Consider the following 21169-nt stretch of genomic DNA (forward strand, 5'->3'; position numbering starts at 1 on the left):
GGCGGGGTCCAGGCCTGCCGCGCCGGACCGCCCGCCGCCGGGGCCGCCGGGGCGGGGGCCGCAGGAACCGGGGCCGGCGCGCGCCGGCTGGCCGCCTCGGCCTCGGCGAAGCGGTCCACGGGGACGTCGCCGATGGCCTCGTCCGCGCCCATCGCCCGCTGCCAGTCGAGCAGCGCGGCCAGCGTGCGGGAATCGAGACCGTCGAGGTTCAGCATGGCCGCACCCTAGGCCCGGCCCCGCCCGGGGTAAAGCGACCGCGTCCCGCCCTTGCCGCCCGCCCCCCCGTTTGCGATAAGCGCCCCGACACCCCCGAAGAGGAGCCCGCCCATGTCGTTCCGCGCGCGTCACCTTCTGGGCATCGAGCATCTGGCCCCGGACGAGATCCGGGCGGTGCTGGATCTGGCCGACCAGTATGTCGAACTGAACCGCCGCACGGTGAAGCGCACCGACGCGCTGGCGGGGATGACGCAGATCAACATGTTCTTCGAGAACTCGACCCGCACGCAGTCCAGCTTCGAACTGGCGGGCAAGCGGCTCGGCGCGGATGTGATGAACATGACCGTCGCCCAGTCCAGCGTGAAGAAGGGCGAGACGCTGATCGACACCGCGCTGACGCTGAACGCCATGCATCCCGACCTGCTGGTGGTGCGGCACCCCTCGTCGGGCGCGGTGAACCTGCTGGCCTCGAAGGTCAATTGCGCGGTGCTGAACGCGGGCGACGGGCGGCACGAACACCCGACGCAGGCGCTGCTCGACGCGCTGACGATCCGCCGGGCCAAGGGCCGCATCCACCGGCTGACGGTGGCGATCTGCGGCGACATCGCCCACAGCCGCGTCGCCCGGTCGAACCTGATCCTGCTGGGCAAGATGGAAAACCGCGTCCGGCTGATCGGGCCGCCGACGCTGATGCCCTCGGGCGTGGCCGAATTCGGCTGCGAGGTCTTCGACGACATGGCGGCCGGCCTGAAGGACGCCGATGTGGTGATGATGCTGCGCCTGCAGAAGGAACGGATGGACGGCGGCTTCATCCCCTCGGAACGCGAATATTTCCACCGCTACGGGCTGGATGCCGAAAAGCTGGCCCATGCCCGGCCTGACGCCATCGTCATGCATCCCGGCCCGATGAACCGGGGGGTGGAGATCGACGGCACCATTGCCGACGACATCAACCGCAGCGTGATCCAGGAACAGGTGGAAATGGGCGTGGCGGTGCGCATGGCCTGCATGGACCTGCTGGCGCGCAACCTGCGCGCCGAACGCGGCCGCGCCGCGACCGGGGTGATGGCATGACCCCGCTGATCGACTTCGCCGCCCGTCTGGACGCGGCGACGCCCCTGTGGCTGCCCTGGGCGGGGCTGGCGCTGGTGGCGGTCGCGGCGCTGGCGCTGCTGGTCTGGCGGCGGTCGGGGCGGCTGGCGCTGGCCGAGGCCCGCGCCGCCCGCGCGCAGGAGGCCGAGGCGGAACGCGGCGCGGCGCTGCATGCGGCCGAGGTGGAACTGGCGCGGGTGTCGGCCCTGCTGAACGCCACGGTGGACGAAAGCGCGCGGGTGCAGGCGGTGCTGGCCGACACCGCCGCCCGGGCCGACGAGGCGCGCCGCGTCCGCAACGACACCGAGGTGCGGCTGTCGCAGCGGACGGCGGAACTGGAGGCCGCGGCCGCCCGCGCCGCCCGGGCCGAACAGGCGCTGGTCGAGGCGAAGGGCCATGTCGAGAAGCTGCGCGAGACGATGGAACTGCGCCATGCCGAGGTGCTGAAACGCGCCGCCACCGCCGAACGCGACCTTGCCGCGCTGCGGGCGCAATCCGAACAGCAGCGGCTGGCGGGCGAAGAGAAGATCGCCCTGCTCGGCACCGTGCGCGAGGATATGGAGCGCAAGTTCAAGGAACTGGCCGACTTGTCGCTGAAGGCGTCGAGCGAGGAACTGACCCGCGCCAGCCGCGAAAGGCTGGAGGCGGCGCTGAACCCGCTGAAGGAACATGTGGCGCTGTTCCAGACCGAGCTGAAGGCGGTGCATGAAGGCGCGCTGCGCGACCGGCAGGCGCTGAAGACGGAAATCGAGATGCTGTCGCGCCGGTCCGAGGAAGTGTCGAAAGAGGCGGTCGCCCTGACCCGCGCGCTGAAGGGCGACAAGCAGCGGCAAGGCGCCTGGGGCGAGATGATCCTCGAATCGCTGCTGGAACGGTCCGGGCTGCGCAAGGGCGAGGAATACACCACCCAGGACAGCCATGCCGGCGACGAGGGCGGGCGGCTGCGGTCGGACGTGATCGTGCGGATGCCCAACGGCTCGGCGCTGGTGATCGACAGCAAGGTGTCGCTCGTCGATTACGAGACCTGCGTGAATTGCGAGGACGAGGCCGAGGCCACGGCTGCCCGCAAGCGCCATGTCATGGCCCTGCGCCGGCATGTCGACACGATCTCGTCCAAGGACTATGCGCGGGCGGCGGGGCACAGCGTCGATTACACGGTGATGTTTGTGCCGATCGAGGGCGCCCTGTCCGAGGCGCTGCGCGAGGCGGGCGACCTGACCGGATACGCGCTGGAACGGTCGGTGATGATCGCCACGCCCACCACGCTGATGATGGCGCTGCGCACCATCGCCAGCACCTGGACCATCGAGCGGCGCAACCGCAATGCCGAGGAGATCGCCAACCGCGCGGGGCTGCTGTACGAGAAGGTCGCGGGCTTCGTCGACGCGATGGAGACGCTGGGCCGCAACCTCGGCCAGGCGCAGAACGCCTATGGCACCGCGATGGACCGGCTGACCCGGGGCAGCGGCAATGTGCTGGGCCAGGTGGACAAGCTGAAACGGCTGGGCGCCCGCACCTCGAAGACCATCGGCAGCGATTTCGACGCCGAACCCGAAGCGCCGGGGGAACTGGCGGCGGCCGAGGATGCCGCCGGCCTGCCGCAGCCCCGGGACGATGCCGCGGAGTGACCGGATGACCACCACCTACCTGCACAACGCCCGCCTGATCGACCCCGAGACGCTGGAGGAACGCCAGGGCACGGTGATCCTCGACCGCGGCGAGATCGCGGTGATCGGCGCGGCGGTCGCGCCGAAGGGCGCGCGGGTCATCGACTGCGGCGGCAAGTGCCTCGCCCCCGGCATCGTCGATCTGGGGGTGAAGGTCGGCGAGCCGGGCGAACGGCACAAGGAAAGTTTCCGCTCGGCCGGGCTCGCCGCGGCGGCGGGGGGCGTGACCACGATGATCGTGCGTCCCGACACCACCCCCGCCATCGACAGCCCCGAGATGCTGGAATTCGTCACCCGCCGCGCCCGCGAGGCAAGCCCCGTCCGCATCCGCCACATGGCGGCGCTGACCAAGGGCCGCGAGGGCCGCGAGATGACCGAGATCGGCTTCCTGCTGGACGCGGGCGCGGTGGCGTTTTCCGACTGCGACCATGTCACCGGCAACACCAAGGTCCTGTCCCGCGCCTTCACCTATGCCCGCAGCCTGAACGCGCTGGTCGTGGCCCATCCGCAGGATCCGGGCCTGTCGGCGGGCGCCGCGGTGACCACGGGCAAGTTCGCCAGCCTGCGCGGCCTGCCCGGCGTGTCGCCCATGGCGGAACGCATGGGGCTGGATCGCGACCTTGCGCTGGTCGAGATGGCGGGCGTGCGCTATCACGCCGACCAGATCACCTGCGCCCGCAGCCTGCCGCCGCTGGAACGGGCCAAGCGGAACGGGCTCGACGTGACGGCGGGGGTGTCGATCCACCACCTGACGCTGAACGATCTGGATGTCGGCGACTATCGCACCTTCTTCAAGGTAAAGCCGCCGCTCCGGTCGGAAGAGGACCGTCTGGCCGTGGTCGAGGCAGTGGCCTCGGGCCTGATCGACATCATCTGTTCCATGCACACCCCGCAGGACGAGGAAAGCAAGCGCCTGCCCTATGAGGATGCGGCCTCGGGCGCGGTGGCGCTGCAGACGCTGCTGCCGGCGGCCATGCGGCTTTACCACGCGGGCCAGCTGACGCTGCCGCAGCTGTTCCGCGCGATGGCGCTGAACCCGGCGAAGCGGCTGGGGCTGCCGCAGGGCCGGCTGGCCGAGGGCGCGCCCGCCGATCTGGTGCTGTTCGACCCCGACGCGCCCTTCGTGCTGGACCGCTTCACCCTGCGGTCCAAGTCGAAGAACACGCCCTTCGACGGGCAGAGGATGGAGGGACGGGTGCTGATGACCTTTGTCGGCGGCGAGGCCGTCTTCGACCATGCGACCGGGGGGACGGCATGATCCCGGTCGTCGACAACGGCCTGCCGATGCTGCTGGCGGTGGCGGTGCTGGCCTATCTGCTGGGCTCGGTGCCGTTCGGGCTGGTGATCACCCGCGCGCTCGGGCTGGGCGACCTGCGCAAGATCGGGTCGGGCAATATCGGCGCCACCAACGTGCTGCGTACCGGCAACAAGCCCGCGGCGCTGGCGACGCTGATCCTCGACAGCGGCAAGGGCGCGATCGCGGTACTGGTCGCCCGGGCCGTGGCGGGGGAAGAGGCGGCGCAGCTGGCCGGGTTCTTTTCCTTCCTCGGCCATGTCTTCCCGGTCTGGCTCGGCTTTCGCGGCGGCAAGGGGGTGGCAACCTTCCTCGGCACCATGCTGGCGCTGTCCTGGCCGGTGGGCCTGCTGTGCTGCGGCACATGGCTCGCGGTGGCGGCGCTCACCCGCTATTCCTCGCTGGCCGCGCTGGTCGCTGCGGCAACCTCGGTGCTGTGGATGACCTTCACCGGCGACGAGCGGATGATCCTGCTGGGGATCGCGATGACCGCGCTGGTCTATATCCGCCACGCCGCCAATATCCGCCGCCTGCGCGCCGGAACCGAACCGAAGATCGGCAAGAAGGGCTGAGCGTCAGAGCCGGGCGAGGTCGTAGAGCGGTTCCAGCCGCCCGCCCCATTCGCCCTCGTACAGCGCCAGCAGCCGGTCCGCCGGGCATTCGCCTGCGGCCACCGCCTGCCGGAACGGCGCGAGGTGGATGTCCTCGCCCAGGCCCCGCGCCCGCAGGCCGGCCTCGGAAATGTCCAGCACCTGCGCCGCCAGATCGGCCAGCCGCACGCCCCCCGCCTCGCCTCGCAGCCCCTCGACCGAGGCGGCGACGCGCAGGCCCTGCCGCGTCTCGTGATCCCAGCCCTTGACCAGATCCCAGGCGGCATCCAGCGCCGACTGGTCGTAGATCAGCCCGACCCACAGCGCCGGCAGCGCCACCAGCTGCCCGCGGTCGCCCGCATCGGCGCCGCGCATCTCGATGAACTTCTTCACCCGCGCCTCGGGGAAGACGGTGGTCAGGTGGTCGGCCCAGTCCGACAGGGTCGGCACCTCGCCCGGCAGCGCCGGCAGCCGCCCGTTCAGGAAATCGCGGAACGACTGGCCGAGCGCGTTCACATAGCGCCCGTCGCGGTAGACGAAATACATCGGCACGTCGAGAACCCAGTCCACCCAGGCCTCGTAGCCCATGCCCGGCTCGAAGACGAAGGGCAGCATCCCGGTGCGCGCCGCGTCCAGATCGCGCCAGATGCGGCTGCGCCAGCTGCGATGGCCGTTGGGCCGGCCCTCGAGGAAGGGCGAATTGGCGCAGAGCGCGGTGGCCACCGGCTGCAGCGCCAGCGCCACGCGCAGCTTCTGCACCATGTCCGCCTCGGACCCGAAGTCGAGGTTCACCTGCACGGTGCAGGTGCGATACATCATCTGGGTGCCGAGCGCGCCGACCTTGCCCATGTAGTCGGTCATCAGCCGATAGCGGCCCTTGGGCATCATCGGCATCTGCGCATGGGTCCATTCCGGCGCGGCGCCCAGCCCCAGGAACCCCGCCCCCATCGGCCCGGCGATCGCCGCCACTTCGGCCAGATGGCTGTCCAGTTCCGCCGCCGTCTGGTGCAAGGTCTCCAGCGGCGCGCCCGACAGTTCCAGCTGCCCGCCGGGTTCGAGGCTGACATTCGCCCCGTTCCGCGACAGGCCGATCAGCGCCTCGCCCTCGAGGATCGGTTCCCAGCCGAAACGGTCGCGCAGGCCTTCGAGGATCGTCAGGATCGAGCGGTCGCCGTCATAGGGCAGCGGCAGCCGGCTGTCGGTCAGGAAACCGAACTTCTCGTGCTCGGTGCCGATGCGCCATTCCGCCTTGGGCTTTTCGCCGCGGGCGATGAATTCCGCCAGCTGTCCGACATGTTCGATTGGCCCGCCGCCGCTTTGTGGAATGGACATGGGCCCCTCGTGCCAGTGCTGCCGTCATTGCGCTGCCACAGGTGGAACGCGGCATCGGGCAAGTCAAGCCCGCCCGATCCTGCCGGCCGGCGGGCGGCGCCACAGTGGCGGCGGCAGGCCGGGGGCCGCCGCACCGTCGTCCGGCCCGGCCTGCAGCGCCGCCGCCAGCCGGCCGAGTTCGATGCCCGGCAGCACGGCGAAGGCATCGTGCAGCGCCGCGGCCCCCGCCGCATCGACCGGCACCAGCAGCGCCTGACCGTCGGCCTGCTTCAGCCGCCAGTGCGGCCGGCCGGCCAGCGTCACCAGCCGGATCTCGGCCAGTTCCGCCAGCGAGACGAACCCGCCCGACTCGGGACCCAGATAGGCGATCTGCGCCTCGTCGAACTCGACCAGACCGGGGGCCTGTGCGCCGCGGGCAAAGCGCATCCGCCGCAACCCCTGCCAGCCCAGCCCCAGCCCCGCCGCCGCGACCAGCAGACCCAGCGGCAGCAGCAGCCAGCCACCCAGCCATGCCAGCCACAGCCCCGCCGCCAGCACCGCGCCCGCGGCGATCACCTCCTGCCAGCGGCGCAGGGCCGCCGCGACCTCGGGACGGATCATGACGCGGCCACCGTATTGGGCGCGTCGAACAGCACCAGCCGGTAGGCGCCGATCCGGCGGAACCCCACCGCCTCGTAGGCGCGCATCGCCGGCGGCCCCGAAGCGAAGAGGATCGCGCGGGAAACGCCCTGCGCCGCCGCCTCGGCCAGATGCAGCGCCACCAGCCGCCGGGCATGGCCCCGCCCCCGATGCGCGGGCGGGGTCCAGACGCCGCCCACCTGCACCATGTCGGGCAGCACCGCGTTGAAGGCGGTCATCGCCACCGGCGCGCCCGCCTCTTCCAGCACCCGCAGCGTGCCGAGCGCGGTCTGCGCCGCGATCTGCCGCGCCGCCGTCGCCTCGTTGGCCGGGCCGGGCGCGGCGTTCAGCGCCTCGGCCATGTAACCGGCGCGCCAGCGGGACAGGAGCGGCGCGTCCTCGGGCCCCGCGGGGCGCATCCGCGAGGTGCCGGGCGGCACCGTCAGTTCGGCCAGCGCGAGGCGATAGAGCGGTTCGTCGCGGGCCAGCGCCGCCGGGGCGCCGTCGAGCCCCAGTTCCGCGGACAGCGCCTGCACCTGATCGGCAGCGCCGTTCAGTCCGGTGACGGCCTGGCCCGCCAGCACCGCCCGCGCGCCGCCCCCTGCCCCGCCGGGGCGCTGCACCAGCACCATCCCCTGCGTCGTCAGCGCCACCACACCGCCGACCGGATCGCCCGCCAGCCAGTAGCGCGTGGCGTAGGGGTCGGCGCCGCCGGTGACCCCGTGCGCCAGATTGGCGCGCAGGAACATCGACGTCTCGGCATGGCGCGCAAGGAACGCCTCCAGCGCCGGAATGTCGGCGGGCGTGGCCGGGCGCATCATTGCCAGTCCCCCAGCACCGCCTGCCACAGCGCGATGGCGGCCACCGCCGCGGTATCGGCGCGCAGGATGCGCGGGCCGAGGCTGACCGGCATCACGAAAGGCAGGCCGCGCAGGCGGGCGCGTTCGGCCTCGGAAAACCCGCCCTCCGGCCCGATCAGGATCGCCCAGGGTCCGGGCGCGGCCCCGGACAGTGTCTGCGCCGGTCCGGCCAGCGATTCATCGGCCCACATCAGTTGCCGGCCTTCGGGCCAGTCCGCCAGCAGCCGGGACAGGGGGCGCAGCTCCGCCACCTCGGGCACGAAGGTGCCGCCGCATTGTTCCGCCGCCTCGACGGCATGGGCCTGCAGCCGGTCCTGCCGGATGCGTTCGGAATTGGTGTGGTCGGTCTGCACCGGCAGGATGCGCGCCGCGCCCAGTTCGGCGGCCTTCTCCACAATGAAATCCGTGCGCGCCTTCTTGATCGGCGCGAAGATCAGCCACAGGTCGGGCGGCATCCGCTGCGGCGCCGACCGTTCGACGCAGTCGAGCCGCCCGCCGCGCTTGCCGGCCTCCGCCACCGTCGCGGTCCATTCGCCGTCGCGGCCGTTGAACAGCGCCACCGCCGCGCCCGCCGCGAGCCGCATCACCCCGAACAGGTAATGCGCCTGCGCCTCGGTCAGGGCGACGGATTGCCCTTGGCCGAGCGGCTGTTCTACATAGAGCCTGATCCTGCCCGCCAAGACCTTGTCCCGCCATCGCCTTCCCCAGAACAGGGCCGAGCCTATGACACACGCCCCGCCTCCGCCAGAGCCGGCCAGCCGCGGCATCGCCGGGCAGGTCAGCGACGCCGTGCGCGGCAACTGGGTTGATCGCCTCGCCCCCGCCTGGTCGCGGCCCTGGCTGAGGCTGTCGCGCGCGGACCGGCCGATCGGCACATGGCTGCTGCTGATCCCCTGCTGGTGGGGGATCGCGCTGGCCGCGCTGTCGGATGCGTTCCGGCCCGGCGACCTGTGGCTGGTCGCCGGCTGCGGCATCGGCGCCTTCCTGATGCGCGGCGCCGGCTGCACCTGGAACGACATCACCGACCGGCATTTCGACGCGCAGGTGGCCCGCACCCGGTCGCGCCCGATCCCCTCGGGGCAGGTGGCGGCCAGGGGGGCGGCGGTCTGGATGGTGGTTCAGGCGCTGCTGGCCCTCGCCGTCCTTCTGACCTTCGACGCGGCGGCGATCTGGCTGGGCCTGCTGTCGCTGATCCCGGTCGCCGTCTATCCCTTCGCCAAGCGGTTCACCTGGTGGCCGCAGGTATTTCTGGGCATCGCCTTCAACTGGGGCGCGCTTCTGGCCTATGCCGCCCATGCGGGGCAGGTCAGCTGGGCGGCGGCGGCGCTGTACCTTGCCGGGATCGCCTGGACGCTGTTCTACGACACGATCTATGCCCATCAGGACAAGGAGGACGACGCGCTGATCGGGGTGAAGTCCACCGCCCGGCTGTTCGACCGGCAGACCGCGCGCTGGCTGCTGGCCTTCCTGGTGCTGACGGTGCTGCTGCTGGCGGTGGCGGTGCTGCTGGCGCTGCCGGCGGATGCGGGCGCGCTGTCCCTGATCCTGGCGCTGGCAGCGCCCTGGGGCATGGGCTGGCACCTGACATGGCAGATGCGCCGGCTCGACATCGACGACCCGGACCGCTGCCTGATGCTGTTCCGGTCGAACCGCGATGCCGGGCTGATCACTGCGCTGTTTATTGCCGCAGCCGCCCTGGTCTGATTGACTCCCGCCGGCCGGACCGCAAGGAAAGGCCTGTCGCGGAACGAAGAAAGCCTCCTGCCCATGCGCCTGTCCCCCAAAGCCCTCGGCATCCACGGTCTGGGCCTGATCGCCTTCGCCCTCGCGGCGCTTCTGGCCTGGGCCGCGGCGACATGGGCGGCGACGGCGATGGAACGCGCCTCGGAAAGCGCGGTGCGGCGGGTGCTGCTGGAACAGGGCTATTCCTGGGCGCGGGCCGAGGCGGACGGGCTGAACGTGGCGATCTATGGCGAGGCCCCGACCGAGGCGCAGCGCTTTCGCGCACTCGGCGCCGCGGGAACGGTGGTCGACGCGCAGCGCGTGATCGACGCGATGACGGTGCCCGATGCCGCCGCGATCGAGGCGCCGGAATTTTCGCTGGAAATCCTGCGCAACGACGACGGCATCTCGCTGATCGGCCTTCTGCCCGAACGGGTGGACCGCGACGCGGTGTTGTCCCGGCTGAAGGCGCTGTCGGGCGAGGGTGGCGTCACCGACATGCTGGAAACCGCCGATCATCCGGTGCCGGCGGGCTGGCAGGCGGCGCAGGATTTCGGGCTGGCAGCCCTGGCCGACCTGCCGCGGTCGAAGCTGTCGATCGGTCCGGGCCGGGTGCAGGTGACGGCCATCACCGACAGCGCCGACCAGAAGGCGCGGCTGGAGGCCGACCTGCGGCGCCGGGCACCGAAGGGGGTGGCGCTGGTGCTGGACATCTCTGCCCCCCGCCCCGTGATCACGCCCTTTACCCTGCGCTTCGTGATCGACGAACAGGGGCCGCATTTCGACGCCTGCTCGGCCGATACCGACCGGGCGCGCACCCGCATCCTGACCACGGCGCGCGACCTTGACCTGCCCGAGTCGGCCGATTGCGTGATCGGCATGGGGGTCCCCTCGCCCGACTGGGCCGCCGCCGCCGAGGTCTCGATGCGGGCGATGGCGGAACTGGGCGCGGGATCGGTCACGCTGTCGGATGCCGACGTGTCGCTGATCGCGGCCGACAGCGTCGAACAGGCGGCCTTCGACCGCGTGGTGGGCGAACTCGACGCCGCCCTGCCCGAGGTGTTCTCGCTGACCGCCGTGCTGACGCCCAAGCCCGAGACCGCGGCGCCCGAGGGCCCGCCGGAACTGACCGCCACGCTGGCCGAGGACGGGCGCGTGCAGCTGCGCGGCCGGCTGCCGGACGAGCTGACCCGCGATGCCGTGACCAGCTTCGCCCGGGCGCGCTTCGGCAATGACCGGGTCTACATGGCGACGCGGCTCGACCCGTCGCTGCCCGAAGGCTGGCCGGTGCGGGCGCTGGCCGCGCTCGAGGCGCTGGACCGGGTCGAAACCGGCGACGTGCGGGTGCAGCCCGATCTGGTGACGGTGAACGGGGTGACGGGCTACAAGGACACCCCGGCCGAAATCGCCCGGCTTCTGTCCCAGAAACTGGGCGAGGGACAGGAATTCGACATCGCCGTGCGCTACATGCCCGACCTCGACCCGACGCTGGCCCTACCCTCGGCCGAGGAATGCGTGGCCCGGATCAACGCGCGGCTGGCCGAGACGCAGATCGCCTTCGAGCCCGGCGAGGCGATCATCTCTGCCTCGGCACGGCCGCTGCTGGACGAGATCGCCGAGGACCTGAAGGACTGCGCCGATTATCCCATCGAGGTCGCGGGCCATACCGACAGCCAGGGCGGCGAGGAAATGAACCTCGCCCTGTCCGAGGACCGGGCCGAGGCAGTGATCGCGGCGCTGATGCAGCGGCGGATCCTGACCGGCAACCTGTTCCCCCGCGGCTATGGCGAAACGCGACCGGTCGCCGACAACGACACCGATGCCGGGCGCGAGGCGAACCGGCGCATCGAGTTCACGCTGCTGAGCGGCACCGGGGCCGGGGATGAGGCTGGCACGGCGGCGGCGGGCGAGCCGGGACCGGGCGACATCCCGGTCGCCTCGGCCGATGCCGCACCGGGCCGCCCCGAACCGCGCCCCGAAGAGGTGGCGGCCGCCGGGGAGAACGAGGCGGCAGAGGATACGGCGGAGGAACCCGCAGCGGCCGAAGATGCCGCCCCCGCGTCGGCGGACACCCTGCAAGAAGCGCTGGACGCCGGCATCGACGAAAGCCATCCGGGCACCGATGCGCTGCCCGAGGACGGCAGCGGCGAGGACATGGCCGAACCGCAGCAGGATGATGCGCCCGGGGAGGCGACCGAGGAGGTCGTGGCGGCGGAAGAGGGGACGGAGGCCGTGACCGCCGAAGATGCCCCGCCCGCCGCCGGGACCGAAACCACCGCCGGAACGGAAACCGCCGACACCGAAACCGCGGAGACCGAAACATCGGAACCCGCGCCCTCGCCGGCCGAGGCCGCGGCGGCGCTGGCCGCGGCGGAGCCCGGGGCGGCGCCGGCCGGCACGCCCTTCACCGAGGTTCCGGCCGCGGCCTTCCCGGTCGAGCCGATCGAGGTTCAGGTCCCCGGCGACGACACCATCCGCCCCCCGGTCCGGCCCGAGGCGATCGTCGAACGCGCCAGCGCCGCGGCCGCCGACTGACGGCGCCGGCCACGGCGGCGGAGATCAACGACAAGGGCCGGAACAGGCCCGACCAGATACCGGGGACAAAGGGACAGTCGCCACATGAACAGGACGGAATTCATCCTCGCCACGGCCATCGTGCTGTTCGTGGCCTTCGGCATCGGCTGGTTCGCCTCGTGGCTGCTGCACCGGCTGACCCGGGTCACGCAGGCCGAGATGAGCGAACTGGACCAGATGGCGCAGGCGCTGCACGAGGCCGAGGAGACGCGCGACCAGGCGCTGGCCTATCTGGAAAGCCGCGAACACGACCTCGCCAGCCAGCTGTCGCAGACCGAGGCGGAACTGCGCGCCGCGATGGAGGGGCTGCGCGACGCGCGGCAAGAGGCCGAGGAACTGCGCGCCTATATCGAACGGACGAACCGCGGCAGCTAGCGCGCGATTGCCCCCGCGATCAGCACGCCCGTCCAGGCCGACACGCCGGTCAGCACCGTGCCCCAGATCAGATCGGTCGCCACCATTGCCGGGTGCCAGCCCCGCAGCGTGGCGAAGTTGGTGAATTCGTAGGTGCCGTAGGCCAGCGCCCCCAGCACCGCGCCCTGCCACAGCGCCTGCATCGGCTGGCCGGCCTTCAGCGCCGGCCAGGACACCAGCCAGATCACCCCCGCCACATAGAACAGGTAGAACACCGCCGCCGCGCCAAGACGCAGGTTGTCGGCAAGAAGATCGCCCACATGCCGTTCGAACAGCGGCCGGATCACGCGGCTCAGCATCACCGCATCGAGCCCGAGGAAGAGGACGGCGGTGGAGAGGTAAAGGACGACAAGCTGCACGATCTGCTCCGGATGCTGCGACCCGCGGCAGGTAGTGCGGCCCGCGACCGAGGAAAGCCCGGTCGCGGCAATGGCCTCAGAAATCGAGGTTCTCGACGCTCAGCGCGTTCTGCTGGATGAATTCGCGGCGCGGTTCGACCACGTCGCCCATCAGCTTGGTGAAGATGTCGTCGGCCTCGGCCAGATCGTCGATCTTCACCTGCAGCAGCGTCCGGGCCGAGGGGTCGAGCGTGGTTTCCCACAGCTGTTCCGGGTTCATCTCGCCCAGACCCTTGTAGCGCTGCAGCGTCAGGCCCTTCTCGCCCTCGGCCAGGATGGCGCGCAGCAGGTCCACGGGCCCGTGGATCACCTGTTCGCGGTCCTTGCGCACCAGACGCGCCGGGTCGCCATAGACCTCGTGCAGGCTGTCGGTATGGCTGCCGAGCCGCCGCGCCTCGCCCGAGCGCAGCACCGGACCGTCGAGCGTGCGCACCTCCTCGACCCCGCGCAGGCTGCGCGAGAAGCGCAGGCCGTGATCCTGCGTGGGCCGGCCTTGCCAGCCGCGTTCGTATTCCACGGCGACAAGGTCCAGCCGCCGCGCCACCGCATCCGCGGTGCCCTGCGCATCGACATCGACCTGCCCCGGGCGCAACGCCCCGGCGATCGCCGCCTGTTCCAGCACATGCTGCGGATAATGCGTGGGAAAGGCGCGCAGGATGCGCTGCACCACCCGCGCCTCCTCGATCACCCGCGCCAGGTCCTGACCGCTGATCTCCTCGCCCGAGGCCAGTCGCAGCACCGCACCGTCGATCCCGGCCTGCACGAGGTAGTCCTCCAGCGCCGGCTGGTCCTTCAGATAGACCTCGGACTTGCCGCGCGCCACCTTGTAGAGCGGCGGCTGCGCAATATAGAGGTGCCCCGCCTCGATCAGGTCGGGCATCTGCCGGAAAAAGAAGGTCAGCAGCAGCGTCCGGATATGCGCGCCGTCCACATCGGCATCGGTCATGATGATGATCTTGTGGTAGCGCAGCTTGCCCAGATTGAACTCGTCGCGCCCGATCCCGGTGCCAAGCGCGGTGATCAGCGTGCCGATCATGTCGGACGACAGCATCCGGTCGAAGCGGGCGCGTTCCACGTTCAGGATCTTGCCCCGCAGCGGCAGCACCGCCTGGTTCTTGCGCTCGCGCCCCTGCTTGGCCGAACCGCCGGCCGAGTCACCCTCGACGATGAACAGTTCCGACAGGGCCGGATCCTTCTCCTGACAGTCGGCCAGCTTGCCGGGAAGGCTCGCCACGTCCATCGCCGTCTTGCGCCGGGTCAGTTCGCGGGCCTTGCGCGCCGCCTCGCGCGCCAGCGCCGCCTCGATGATCTTGCCGACGATCACCTTGGCCGGGCCGGGATTTTCCTCGAACCATTCGGACAGCTTGTCGTTCACCAGGTTCTCGACCGCGGGCCGCACCTCGGACGAGACCAGCTTGTCCTTGGTCTGGCTGGAAAACTTCGGGTCCGGCACCTTGACCGACAGCACGCAGGTCAGCCCCTCGCGCGCGTCGTCGCCGGTGAAATCAATCTTCTCGCGCCGGGCGATGCCGCTGTCCTGCGCGTATTTCGTCAGCGTCCGGGTCAGCGCGCCGCGGAAGCCCGCCATATGGGTGCCGCCGTCGCGCTGCGGGATGTTGTTGGTGAAGGGCAGCACCGTCTCGTGATAGCTGTCGTTCCACCACATCGCGACCTCGACGCCGATGCCGCGCACCTCGCCGGTCATGTAGATCGGTTCCGCCATCACCGGGCTTTTCGACCGGTCGAGATACTTGACGAATTCCCGGACGCCGCCCTCGTAGAACAGTTCGGTCCGCAGCGGTTCGGCCGGGCGCTCGTCTTCCAGGATGATCCGCACGCCCGAGTTCAGGAAGGCCAGTTCCCGCAGCCGGGTTTCCAGCACCTTGAAGCTGTAGTCGAGGTTCGAGAAGGTGCCCGCCGGATCGTTGATCTTGGCCGAGGCGAGGAAGCGCACCTCGGTGCCCTTCTCGCCCGGCGCATCGGCGACGGGGTGGACATGCACGGTGCATTCCCCGCCCTCGAACCGGGCGAAATATTCCTTGTCGTTCCGCCAGACCCGCAGTTCCAGCCAGTCCGACAGCGCGTTCACCACCGAGACGCCGACCCCGTGCAGCCCGCCCGAGACCTTGTAGGCATTGCCGCTGTCGTCGGTATTGTTGAACTTCCCGCCCGCATGCAGCTGGGTCATGATGACCTCGGCCGCCGAAACGCCCTCTTCCTTGTGCATGTCGACCGGAATACCGCGGCCGTTGTCGCGCACCGAGACGCTGGAATCCGCGTGGATTTTCACATGCACATAGTTGGCATGGCCCGCCAGCGCCTCGTCGATGCCGTTGTCCACGACCTCATAGACCATGTGATGCAGGCCGGACCCGTCATCCGTATCGCCGATATACATGCCGGGGCGTTTGCGAACAGCCTCCAACCCCCTGAGAACCTTGATGGATTCCGCGCCGTACTCATTCGGCTTCGGTTGGGCTTCGGTCATGTGGCTGGTCCTGCGTCCTGGATGAGGACTTATAGTGGATCGCCCCGGCAATGTCACGCGACCGGACACAAGATTTGGTTGCCGTCACAGCATCGGGATGGCCAGACCCACAAGGATCAGCAGCCCGCCCGCGACGCGGTTGACCGCCGCCAGCGCCCGGGGCGAGGACAGCAGCCGCCGCGCCTGCCCCATCGTCGCCGCGGTCAGCAGATTGCCCGCCAGCGGGATCGCCGCCGACAGGGCGAGGATCGCCAGCACATCCGGCCAGCCCACCCGCGTCAGGTCGAAGAAGCCCGGCAGCACCCCCATGTAGAACAGGATCGCCTTGGGATTGCCGAGGATCGCCGCCACCCCCGCCGAGAACCCGGCCCACAGGCCGGGCCGCGTCAGCCGGCTGTCGGTCGTCAGCGGGCGGGTGGCGTGGCGGATCAGCCCGATCCCCATCAGCAGGAAGATGCCCGCCGCCGTCCAGCGCAGCACCTCCATCAGCACCGCGACCCGGTCCACGATCAGGCTGAGCCCGAAGATGGCCACCAGCGGCCAGAGGATGTCGCCCAGGGTGACGCCCACCGCCAGGGGCCAGGCGGCGCGGAACCCGCCCGTCAGCGCCCGCGCGGTGATCGCCACGAAGACCGGCCCGGGCGTCAGCCACAACAGCACCAGCGCCCCAGCATACAGCCACAGCCCTTCGGCGGAAATCGTCATGATCCGGATGTCACCCCTCGGCCGCGGGCAGGGTCAGCGTCCCGTCCGCCGCCAGCGGCCAGAACGGGTTCATCGCCACTTCCCAGACATGGCCGTCGGGATCGGCCCAATAGCCGGAATAGCCGCCCCAGAACACCTCCTCGGGCCGCTTCAGCGCCACCGCCCCGGCGGCCAGCGCCGCGTCGAAGGCGGCATCGACCTCGGCCCGGGTCACGAAATTCTGTGCCAGCGTCATCGCGCCCGTGCCCAGTTCGGCCCCCGCGCGGCCCTGATCGGCGGCAAGGTCGGCGCGGCCGAACAAGGCCAGCACCCAGCCCTGCATCTGGTAGAAGACCACGCCCTCGGGCGCGCTGGCCGGCGTCCAGCCGAGCGCCGCATAGAAGCCGCGCGCCCGGTCCAGATCGGCGACCCCGAGGGTGATCAGCGTCACGCGCTGCGGAGTCATGGCACGTCCCTTTCCGCGATGGCGGACAGGCCGCCGGTTTCCGTCACCTCGATGCCCTGCGCCCGCGCGCCCAGCGTGGCGAACAGCTCGGCCCCGGTCCCGGTCATCAGCGCCTGCACCCCGAGCGCGCAGATCTCATCGTATAGCGCCGCGCGCCGCCCCGCGTCGAGATGCGCCGCCACCTCGTCCAGCAGGACCAGCGGCCCGGCCCCGCCCGCCGCGCGCAGCGCCCGCACATTCGCCAGCACCAGCGAGATCAGCAGCGCCTTCTGCTCGCCCGTCGAACATTGCCCCGCCGGCACCCCCTTGGCCGCGAACACCGCCGCCAGATCCGCCCGGTGCGGCCCGGCCAGCGTCCGCCCCGCCGCCATATCCCGGGCACGACCCTCGGCGAAGACCTGCGCCAGCGCCTCGGCCCCCTGCGGGTCCGCCTCGCCCTCGGGTGCGGTCAGGGCCAGCTCCGCCGCCGGAAAGGCGGTGGCGGCACCGGCCTGCCCCGCCATCAGCCGCGCCACCGCATCCGCGCGGTGACGCTGGATCGCCGCACCCTCGGCCGCCATCTGCGCCTCGACCGCCCGGTACCAGGCCGGGTCGCGCACCATGTCCTTCAGCAGCCGGTTGCGTTCGCGCATCGCCTTTTCATAGGCCAGCACCGCCTCGGCATGGGCGGGCTCGAAGCTCAGCGTCAGCCGGTCGAGGAACCGCCGCCGCCCCTCCGCCGCCTCGATCCACAGCCGGTCCATGCTGGGCACCAGCCAGACCACCCGCAGCAGCCGCGCCAGCGCCGCCTGCGGCGCGGCCTTGGCATCAATCCGCACCCAGCGGGGCTGGCCGGGCTCGGCCCCGGTCTCGACCTCGCGCACCGGACCCGGCTCCGCCGGCGCCAGATCCGCCGCGATCTTCCAGCCCACCGCCTCGGGCCGGCGCGCCAGCTCCTCGGCCCCCGCCCGGCGCAGGCCGCGCCCCGGCGACAGCAGCGACACCGCCTCGAGGATATTGGTCTTGCCCGCGCCATTGGCGCCCCAGATGGCGACGGGCCGCCCGTCCAGCGCCAGCTGCGCCCGCCGGTGCGAGCGGAACTGCGACATGAGCAGACCCGTCAGGACCACCCCTGCCCCCATCTTCTGTTGGCAAATATCCCGGGGGTGCGGGGGCTGGCCCCCGCCGCGCCGCCGGTCACACGCGCATCGGCATCACGACATAGACGGCGGTCGTGTCCCCGCCCTCGCGCATCAGCGTCGGATCGCCCGACGAGTTGAACAGGAACACCGCATTCTCGCGATCGACCTGGCTGGCGATTTCCAGCAGGTATTTCGCGTTGAAGCCGATCTCCAGCCGTTCGTCGCCATAGGCGACGGCCAGTTCCTCTTCGGCGGCGCCGCTGTCGGGGGCGTTGACCGACAGCACCAGCCGGTCCTCGTCGAGGCTCAGCTTCACCGCGCGTGACCGTTCCGATGACACGGTGGCGACCCGGTCCACCGCCTTGGCGAATTCGGTCGCGTCGACCTCCAGCCGGCGGGTGTTGCCGGTGGGGATGACGCGGGAATAATCCGGGAAGGTGCCGTCGATGACCTTCGAGGTCAGAGTGATCGCCGGCGTGGCGAAGCGCACCTTCGTCTCGCTGACCGAGACGGCGATCTGCGCCTCGTCATCGTCCAGAAGCTTGCGCAGCTCGCCCACCGTCTTGCGCGGCACGATCACGCCCGGCATGCCCTCGGCGCCCGGCGGCAGGGGCGCGTCGATCCGGGCCAGACGATGGCCGTCGGTCGCCACGCAGCGCAGCACCGGTCCGTCCTCGGACGTGGCCACATGCATGTAGACGCCGTTCAGGTAATAGCGCGTCTCCTCGGTCGAGATCGCGAATTTCGACTTGTCGAACAGCCGCCGCAGCACCGGCGCCGGGGCCGAGAAATTGGCGCTGTATTCCGACGAGGCCATCACCGGGAAGTCTTCCTTCGGCAGCGTGGCAAGGTTGAAGGTCGAGCGTCCCGCCGTCACCGTCAGCCGCCCCGCCGCGCCATCCTCGGCAAGGCTGACCAGCGCCCCGTCGGGGAGCTTGCGGACGATTTCATGCAGCGTCACTGCGGATACGGTCGTCGCCCCGGCCCGTTCCACCACCGCGGGCGCCTTGTCCACCACCTCGATATCGAGGTCGGTGGCGCGAAAGCTGACGCGGTCGCCTTCCGCCTCGATCAGGACATTGGCGAGGATCGGGATGGTGTTCCGCCGCTCGACCACCGATTGCGCCTGACCGACCGCCTTGAGAAGCGCGCCACGCTCGATGCTGAACCTCATCCTCGTCCCCCAGTGCTGCGGACGGGGATGCCGCCGCCCCGCCGCCAAAGTGTTTCGCGCGACTGTCCGGTGAAAAGCCAGAGGCGTCAAGGCCAAGCGCGCCGCGGATCGGGCCCCGCGGGGGGCTGCGGCCCGCCCTCCGGCGCTTCGCATCGTCGCGCCGTTTCGCCGCCCGCTCAGGCCGCCAGCAGCCGGCGCAGCAGTTCCAGATCCTCGGCCAGTTGCTGGTCCTGTCCGCGCAGTTCCTCGACCTTGCGGATGCCGTGCATGATGGTCGTGTGATCGCGCCCGCCGAAGCGCCGGCCGATCTCGGGCAGGCTGCGGGTGGTCATGTGCTTGCACAGATACATGGCGATCTGCCGGGGGCGGGCGATGGTGCGCACCCGCTTCGGCCCGATCAGGTCGGACAGGCGGACGTTGTAGTGTTCGGCCACCTTGCGCTGGATTTCCTCGACCGTCACCCGGCGGTCGCTGGCGCGCAGGATGTCGGCAAGGCAGTCCTGCGCCAGTTCCAGCGTGATCTCGCGCCCCACGAGGCTCGCGAAGGCGAACAGCCGGGTCAGCGCGCCCTCCAGCACCCGGACATTGGTGGTGATCCGGTGGGCGAGGAATTCCAGCACCCCGTCCGCCAGCACCAGCCCGCGATACTGCTGGCGATAGCCGTCGGCCTTGGTCTGCAGGATCCCCAGCCGCAATTCGTAGTCGGTGGGATGCAGGTCCACGACCAGCCCGCATTGCAGGCGCGACTTGATCCGTTCCTCCAGATCCTTGATCTCGCCCGGCGCGCGGTCGGCAGAGATGACGATCTGCTTGTTCTGGTCCACCAGTGCGTTGAAGGTGTGGAAGAACTCTTCCTGCGTGCTGTCCTTGCCGGCGATGAACTGCACGTCGTCGACCATCAGCACGTCGACCGAGCGGAACAGTTCCTTGAAGTCCATGATCTGCTTTTCGCGCAGCGCCTGGATGAACTGGTACATGAATTTCTCGGCCGACAGGTACAGCACCCGCGCCTCGGGGCGGCGCAGCTGCATCTCGTGGGCGATGGCATGCATCAGGTGGGTCTTGCCGAGCCCGACCCCGCCATAGAGGAACAGCGGGTTGAAGGTGACGGGTCCCCCCTCGGCCACCCGGCGGGCGGCGGCATGGGCCAGTTCGTTGGGCTTGCCCACCACGAAGCTGTCGAAGGTGAAGCGCGCGTCGAGCGGCGCGCCGGGCAGGTCGCCCTCATCCCCGCGCGCGCCGGCACGCGCCGCCCGCGCCTCGGACCGCGCCTCGGCGGGGGCAGAGCCCGCGGCAGGACGCGCGCCGCGACCGTTCACCGCGCCGGTGCCGTCCTCGGCCTTCGCCCGCGGCGCCGCGCCGATGGCCGGCACATGGAACTCCAGCCGCTCGACCTCGGCCCCGGCCTTCTGGAACAGGGTGCGGATCTGGTCCCCGAAATTGCGCGCGACCCAGTCGCCCATGAAACTGGTCGGCACCTCGATCCGGGCGATCCCGTTCTTGAGGTCCGAGAGCCGCAGCGGCTCGATCCAGGTGACGTAGTTATTCCTGCCCACGGTCCTGAGAAGTTCGTCCCGGACCCTGCCCCAGCTGTCGTTCGTCATTATTATCGCCCAGTCGGTATGGAATACGCGACGACTAGCCTGTCGCCACGACCCAACCGTCTTGGAACCTGCCCCGCCCCCTGCTTTGCGCACGGAACGAGGACGGGCAGGCCGCCGGACAAAAACATAGCGCACGGCCAATGCAGATTGGCCGAGCTACATTGATGATGGGCTTCCGGCTACCCCTAGCCATCCACCCCGACAAAACGCTCCATAACGTTCCCGATCAACCGGAAACGCCGTCCCTTGGCTGGCAGAGCCGCAGGTCGATGGAGAGCCTGTCCCCCCAAGACGATGTGAATCGCAATGCTACGCTAGCCCGCCCCCCGAGACGTCCGCAACCGAACTTCGCGCTTGACTCACCCTTCGTCCGGACGAATCCGCGGGGTGATGCACGGATGCCATGAAGTGTCTGAAATACCTAGATTAAATGAAAAAAGGCGCGGCTATTGCCGCGCCTTCCGGCGTCCAGATTGTCGTCGCGATCAGGCTGCCGACAGCGCCTTCACACGGGCGGACAGGCGCGACATCTTGCGCGCCACGGTGTTCTTGTGCAGCACGCCCTTGGTGATGCCGCGCGCCAGTTCCGGCTGCGCCGTCTTCAGCGCAGTGGTGGCGGCAGCCTGGTCGCCCGAGGCGATGGCTTCCTCGACCTTGCGCAGGAAGGTGCGGATGCGCGACCGGCGCGCCTTGTTGATGTCGTTCCGGCGCTCGTTCTGGCGTGCGCGCTTCTTGGACTGGGGCGTATTGGCCATGTATCGGTGTCCGTCTCAACTCGGGTAAATCTGAAGCCGCGCTTCTAGTCGCGACTCGCCGGCAAGTCAACCGCCTACTGGGGCGCGGGCCGCGCCGCGC

The 21169-nt window shown here is 70.5% G+C and carries 19 protein-coding genes and 1 pseudogene; 7 read left to right on the plus strand and 13 right to left on the minus strand.

The annotated features are described in order from the left end of the window. Positions 1 to 215: pseudogene (locus EEY80_RS20315) on the minus strand (hypothetical protein); the annotation flags it as partial. Between the two features lie 112 nt (positions 216 to 327). Between EEY80_RS20315 and EEY80_RS17690 the strand changes: the two are divergent. Genes EEY80_RS17690 through plsY form a run of 4 tightly spaced genes read left to right on the plus strand, consistent with a single transcriptional unit; the run spans position 328 to position 4841 of the window. Then, positions 328 to 1290: an aspartate carbamoyltransferase catalytic subunit gene (locus EEY80_RS17690; protein ID WP_126978832.1), complete on the plus strand. Its 963-nt coding sequence runs from the start codon at positions 328 to 330 to the stop codon at positions 1288 to 1290. After that, a complete protein-coding gene (rmuC, locus tag EEY80_RS17695) occupies positions 1287 to 2936 on the plus strand; it encodes a DNA recombination protein RmuC (RefSeq protein ID WP_235829898.1) in 1650 nt (549 codons plus the stop codon). Before EEY80_RS17690 ends, rmuC begins: the two co-directional genes overlap by 4 nt. Positions 2937 to 2940: 4 nt before the next feature. After that, entirely contained in the window at positions 2941 to 4233 is a 1293-nt protein-coding gene (gene pyrC / locus EEY80_RS17700; protein ID WP_126978834.1) for a dihydroorotase, read from the plus strand. Continuing rightward, entirely contained in the window at positions 4230 to 4841 is a 612-nt protein-coding gene (gene plsY / locus EEY80_RS17705; RefSeq protein WP_407920743.1) for a glycerol-3-phosphate 1-O-acyltransferase PlsY, read from the plus strand. Before pyrC ends, plsY begins: the two co-directional genes overlap by 4 nt. 3 nt (positions 4842 to 4844) lie before the next feature. On the opposite strand, the gene EEY80_RS17710 is transcribed toward plsY, so the two are convergent. The 4 genes from EEY80_RS17710 to EEY80_RS17730 form a co-directional block, all read right to left on the minus strand. After that, positions 4845 to 6191 (minus strand): glutamate--cysteine ligase, encoded by a 1347-nt coding sequence (locus EEY80_RS17710; RefSeq protein ID WP_126978836.1) that lies wholly within the window; start codon positions 6189 to 6191, stop codon positions 4845 to 4847. A gap of 63 nt (positions 6192 to 6254) precedes the next feature. Beyond that, complete coding sequence (locus EEY80_RS20200; protein ID WP_205749151.1) at positions 6255 to 6791, minus strand: hypothetical protein; 537 nt, start codon at positions 6789 to 6791, stop codon at positions 6255 to 6257. Continuing rightward, entirely contained in the window at positions 6788 to 7630 is an 843-nt protein-coding gene (locus tag EEY80_RS17725; RefSeq protein WP_126978842.1) for a GNAT family N-acetyltransferase, read from the minus strand. Before EEY80_RS17725 ends, EEY80_RS20200 begins: the two co-directional genes overlap by 4 nt. Next, a complete protein-coding gene (locus EEY80_RS17730; protein WP_235829899.1) occupies positions 7627 to 8349 on the minus strand; it encodes a 16S rRNA (uracil(1498)-N(3))-methyltransferase in 723 nt (240 codons plus the stop codon). The genes EEY80_RS17725 and EEY80_RS17730 overlap by 4 nt, the downstream gene beginning before the upstream one ends. 43 nt (positions 8350 to 8392) lie before the next feature. On the opposite strand from EEY80_RS17730, the gene ubiA reads away from it, so the two are divergent. The 3 genes from ubiA (at position 8393) to EEY80_RS17745 (ending at position 12340) form a co-directional block, all read left to right on the plus strand. Beyond that, positions 8393 to 9373: a 4-hydroxybenzoate octaprenyltransferase gene (ubiA, locus tag EEY80_RS17735; protein ID WP_126978847.1), complete on the plus strand. Its 981-nt coding sequence runs from the start codon at positions 8393 to 8395 to the stop codon at positions 9371 to 9373. Positions 9374 to 9436: 63 nt separating this feature from the next. After that, positions 9437 to 11926, plus strand: coding sequence for an OmpA family protein (locus EEY80_RS17740; protein WP_126978849.1), 2490 nt, complete (start codon positions 9437 to 9439; stop codon positions 11924 to 11926). Between the two features lie 84 nt (positions 11927 to 12010). Continuing rightward, positions 12011 to 12340, plus strand: a complete 330-nt coding sequence (locus tag EEY80_RS17745) for a hypothetical protein (RefSeq protein WP_126978851.1) — start codon at positions 12011 to 12013, stop codon at positions 12338 to 12340. On the opposite strand, the gene EEY80_RS17750 is transcribed toward EEY80_RS17745, so the two are convergent. The 8 genes from EEY80_RS17750 to rpsT form a co-directional block, all read right to left on the minus strand. After that, entirely contained in the window at positions 12337 to 12738 is a 402-nt protein-coding gene (locus EEY80_RS17750; protein ID WP_126978853.1) for a DUF2177 family protein, read from the minus strand. The two genes, EEY80_RS17745 and EEY80_RS17750, sit on opposite strands and share 4 nt — an antisense overlap. Before the next feature lie 76 nt (positions 12739 to 12814). Further along, positions 12815 to 15265, minus strand: coding sequence for a DNA topoisomerase (ATP-hydrolyzing) subunit B (gene gyrB, locus EEY80_RS17755; RefSeq protein ID WP_126978855.1), 2451 nt, complete (start codon positions 15263 to 15265; stop codon positions 12815 to 12817). Between the two features lie 84 nt (positions 15266 to 15349). Beyond that, positions 15350 to 15970: a LysE family translocator gene (locus tag EEY80_RS17760; protein ID WP_126978857.1), complete on the minus strand. Its 621-nt coding sequence runs from the start codon at positions 15968 to 15970 to the stop codon at positions 15350 to 15352. A gap of 10 nt (positions 15971 to 15980) precedes the next feature. Beyond that, a complete protein-coding gene (locus tag EEY80_RS17765; RefSeq protein ID WP_126978859.1) occupies positions 15981 to 16415 on the minus strand; it encodes a VOC family protein in 435 nt (144 codons plus the stop codon). After that, on the minus strand, positions 16412 to 17536 hold the full coding sequence (recF, locus tag EEY80_RS17770; protein WP_126978861.1) for a DNA replication/repair protein RecF: 1125 nt from the start codon (positions 17534 to 17536) through the stop codon (positions 16412 to 16414). The genes EEY80_RS17765 and recF overlap by 4 nt, the downstream gene beginning before the upstream one ends. A 55-nt stretch (positions 17537 to 17591) precedes the next feature. Then, positions 17592 to 18710: a DNA polymerase III subunit beta gene (dnaN, locus tag EEY80_RS17775; RefSeq protein WP_126978863.1), complete on the minus strand. Its 1119-nt coding sequence runs from the start codon at positions 18708 to 18710 to the stop codon at positions 17592 to 17594. 176 nt (positions 18711 to 18886) lie between these two features. Next, positions 18887 to 20314, minus strand: a complete 1428-nt coding sequence (gene dnaA / locus EEY80_RS17780) for a chromosomal replication initiator protein DnaA (RefSeq protein WP_126978865.1) — start codon at positions 20312 to 20314, stop codon at positions 18887 to 18889. A 485-nt stretch (positions 20315 to 20799) separates the two neighbouring features. Continuing rightward, positions 20800 to 21069, minus strand: a complete 270-nt coding sequence (gene rpsT / locus EEY80_RS17785; RefSeq protein WP_126978867.1) for a 30S ribosomal protein S20 — start codon at positions 21067 to 21069, stop codon at positions 20800 to 20802. Positions 21070 to 21169: the final 100 nt, after the last annotated feature.

It is taken from the genome of Frigidibacter oleivorans (assembly GCF_003993775.1).
In the GTDB taxonomy this organism is placed as follows: domain Bacteria; phylum Pseudomonadota; class Alphaproteobacteria; order Rhodobacterales; family Rhodobacteraceae; genus Frigidibacter; species Frigidibacter oleivorans.

Excerpts from the sequence above, each read along its gene's own strand:
- dnaN (WP_126978863.1), bottom strand. The coding sequence starts at position 18,710 with ATGAGGTTCAGCATCGAGCGTGGCGCGCTTCTCAAGGCGGTCGGTCAG.
- EEY80_RS17765 (WP_126978859.1), bottom strand. The coding sequence starts at position 16,415 with ATGACTCCGCAGCGCGTGACGCTGATCACCCTCGGGGTCGCCGATCTG.
- ubiA (WP_126978847.1), top strand. The coding sequence starts at position 8,393 with ATGACACACGCCCCGCCTCCGCCAGAGCCGGCCAGCCGCGGCATCGCC.
- EEY80_RS20200 (WP_205749151.1), bottom strand. The coding sequence starts at position 6,791 with ATGATCCGTCCCGAGGTCGCGGCGGCCCTGCGCCGCTGGCAGGAGGTG.
- EEY80_RS17690 (WP_126978832.1), top strand. The coding sequence starts at position 328 with ATGTCGTTCCGCGCGCGTCACCTTCTGGGCATCGAGCATCTGGCCCCG.
- dnaA (WP_126978865.1), bottom strand. The coding sequence starts at position 20,314 with ATGACGAACGACAGCTGGGGCAGGGTCCGGGACGAACTTCTCAGGACC.
- EEY80_RS17725 (WP_126978842.1), bottom strand. The coding sequence starts at position 7,630 with ATGATGCGCCCGGCCACGCCCGCCGACATTCCGGCGCTGGAGGCGTTC.
- EEY80_RS17710 (WP_126978836.1), bottom strand. The coding sequence starts at position 6,191 with ATGTCCATTCCACAAAGCGGCGGCGGGCCAATCGAACATGTCGGACAG.
- plsY (WP_407920743.1), top strand. The coding sequence starts at position 4,230 with ATGATCCCGGTCGTCGACAACGGCCTGCCGATGCTGCTGGCGGTGGCG.
- EEY80_RS17760 (WP_126978857.1), bottom strand. The coding sequence starts at position 15,970 with ATGACGATTTCCGCCGAAGGGCTGTGGCTGTATGCTGGGGCGCTGGTG.
- EEY80_RS17745 (WP_126978851.1), top strand. The coding sequence starts at position 12,011 with ATGAACAGGACGGAATTCATCCTCGCCACGGCCATCGTGCTGTTCGTG.
- rpsT (WP_126978867.1), bottom strand. The coding sequence starts at position 21,069 with ATGGCCAATACGCCCCAGTCCAAGAAGCGCGCACGCCAGAACGAGCGC.
- pyrC (WP_126978834.1), top strand. The coding sequence starts at position 2,941 with ATGACCACCACCTACCTGCACAACGCCCGCCTGATCGACCCCGAGACG.
- gyrB (WP_126978855.1), bottom strand. The coding sequence starts at position 15,265 with ATGACCGAAGCCCAACCGAAGCCGAATGAGTACGGCGCGGAATCCATC.
- rmuC (WP_235829898.1), top strand. The coding sequence starts at position 1,287 with ATGACCCCGCTGATCGACTTCGCCGCCCGTCTGGACGCGGCGACGCCC.
- EEY80_RS17740 (WP_126978849.1), top strand. The coding sequence starts at position 9,437 with ATGCGCCTGTCCCCCAAAGCCCTCGGCATCCACGGTCTGGGCCTGATC.
- recF (WP_126978861.1), bottom strand. The coding sequence starts at position 17,536 with ATGGGGGCAGGGGTGGTCCTGACGGGTCTGCTCATGTCGCAGTTCCGC.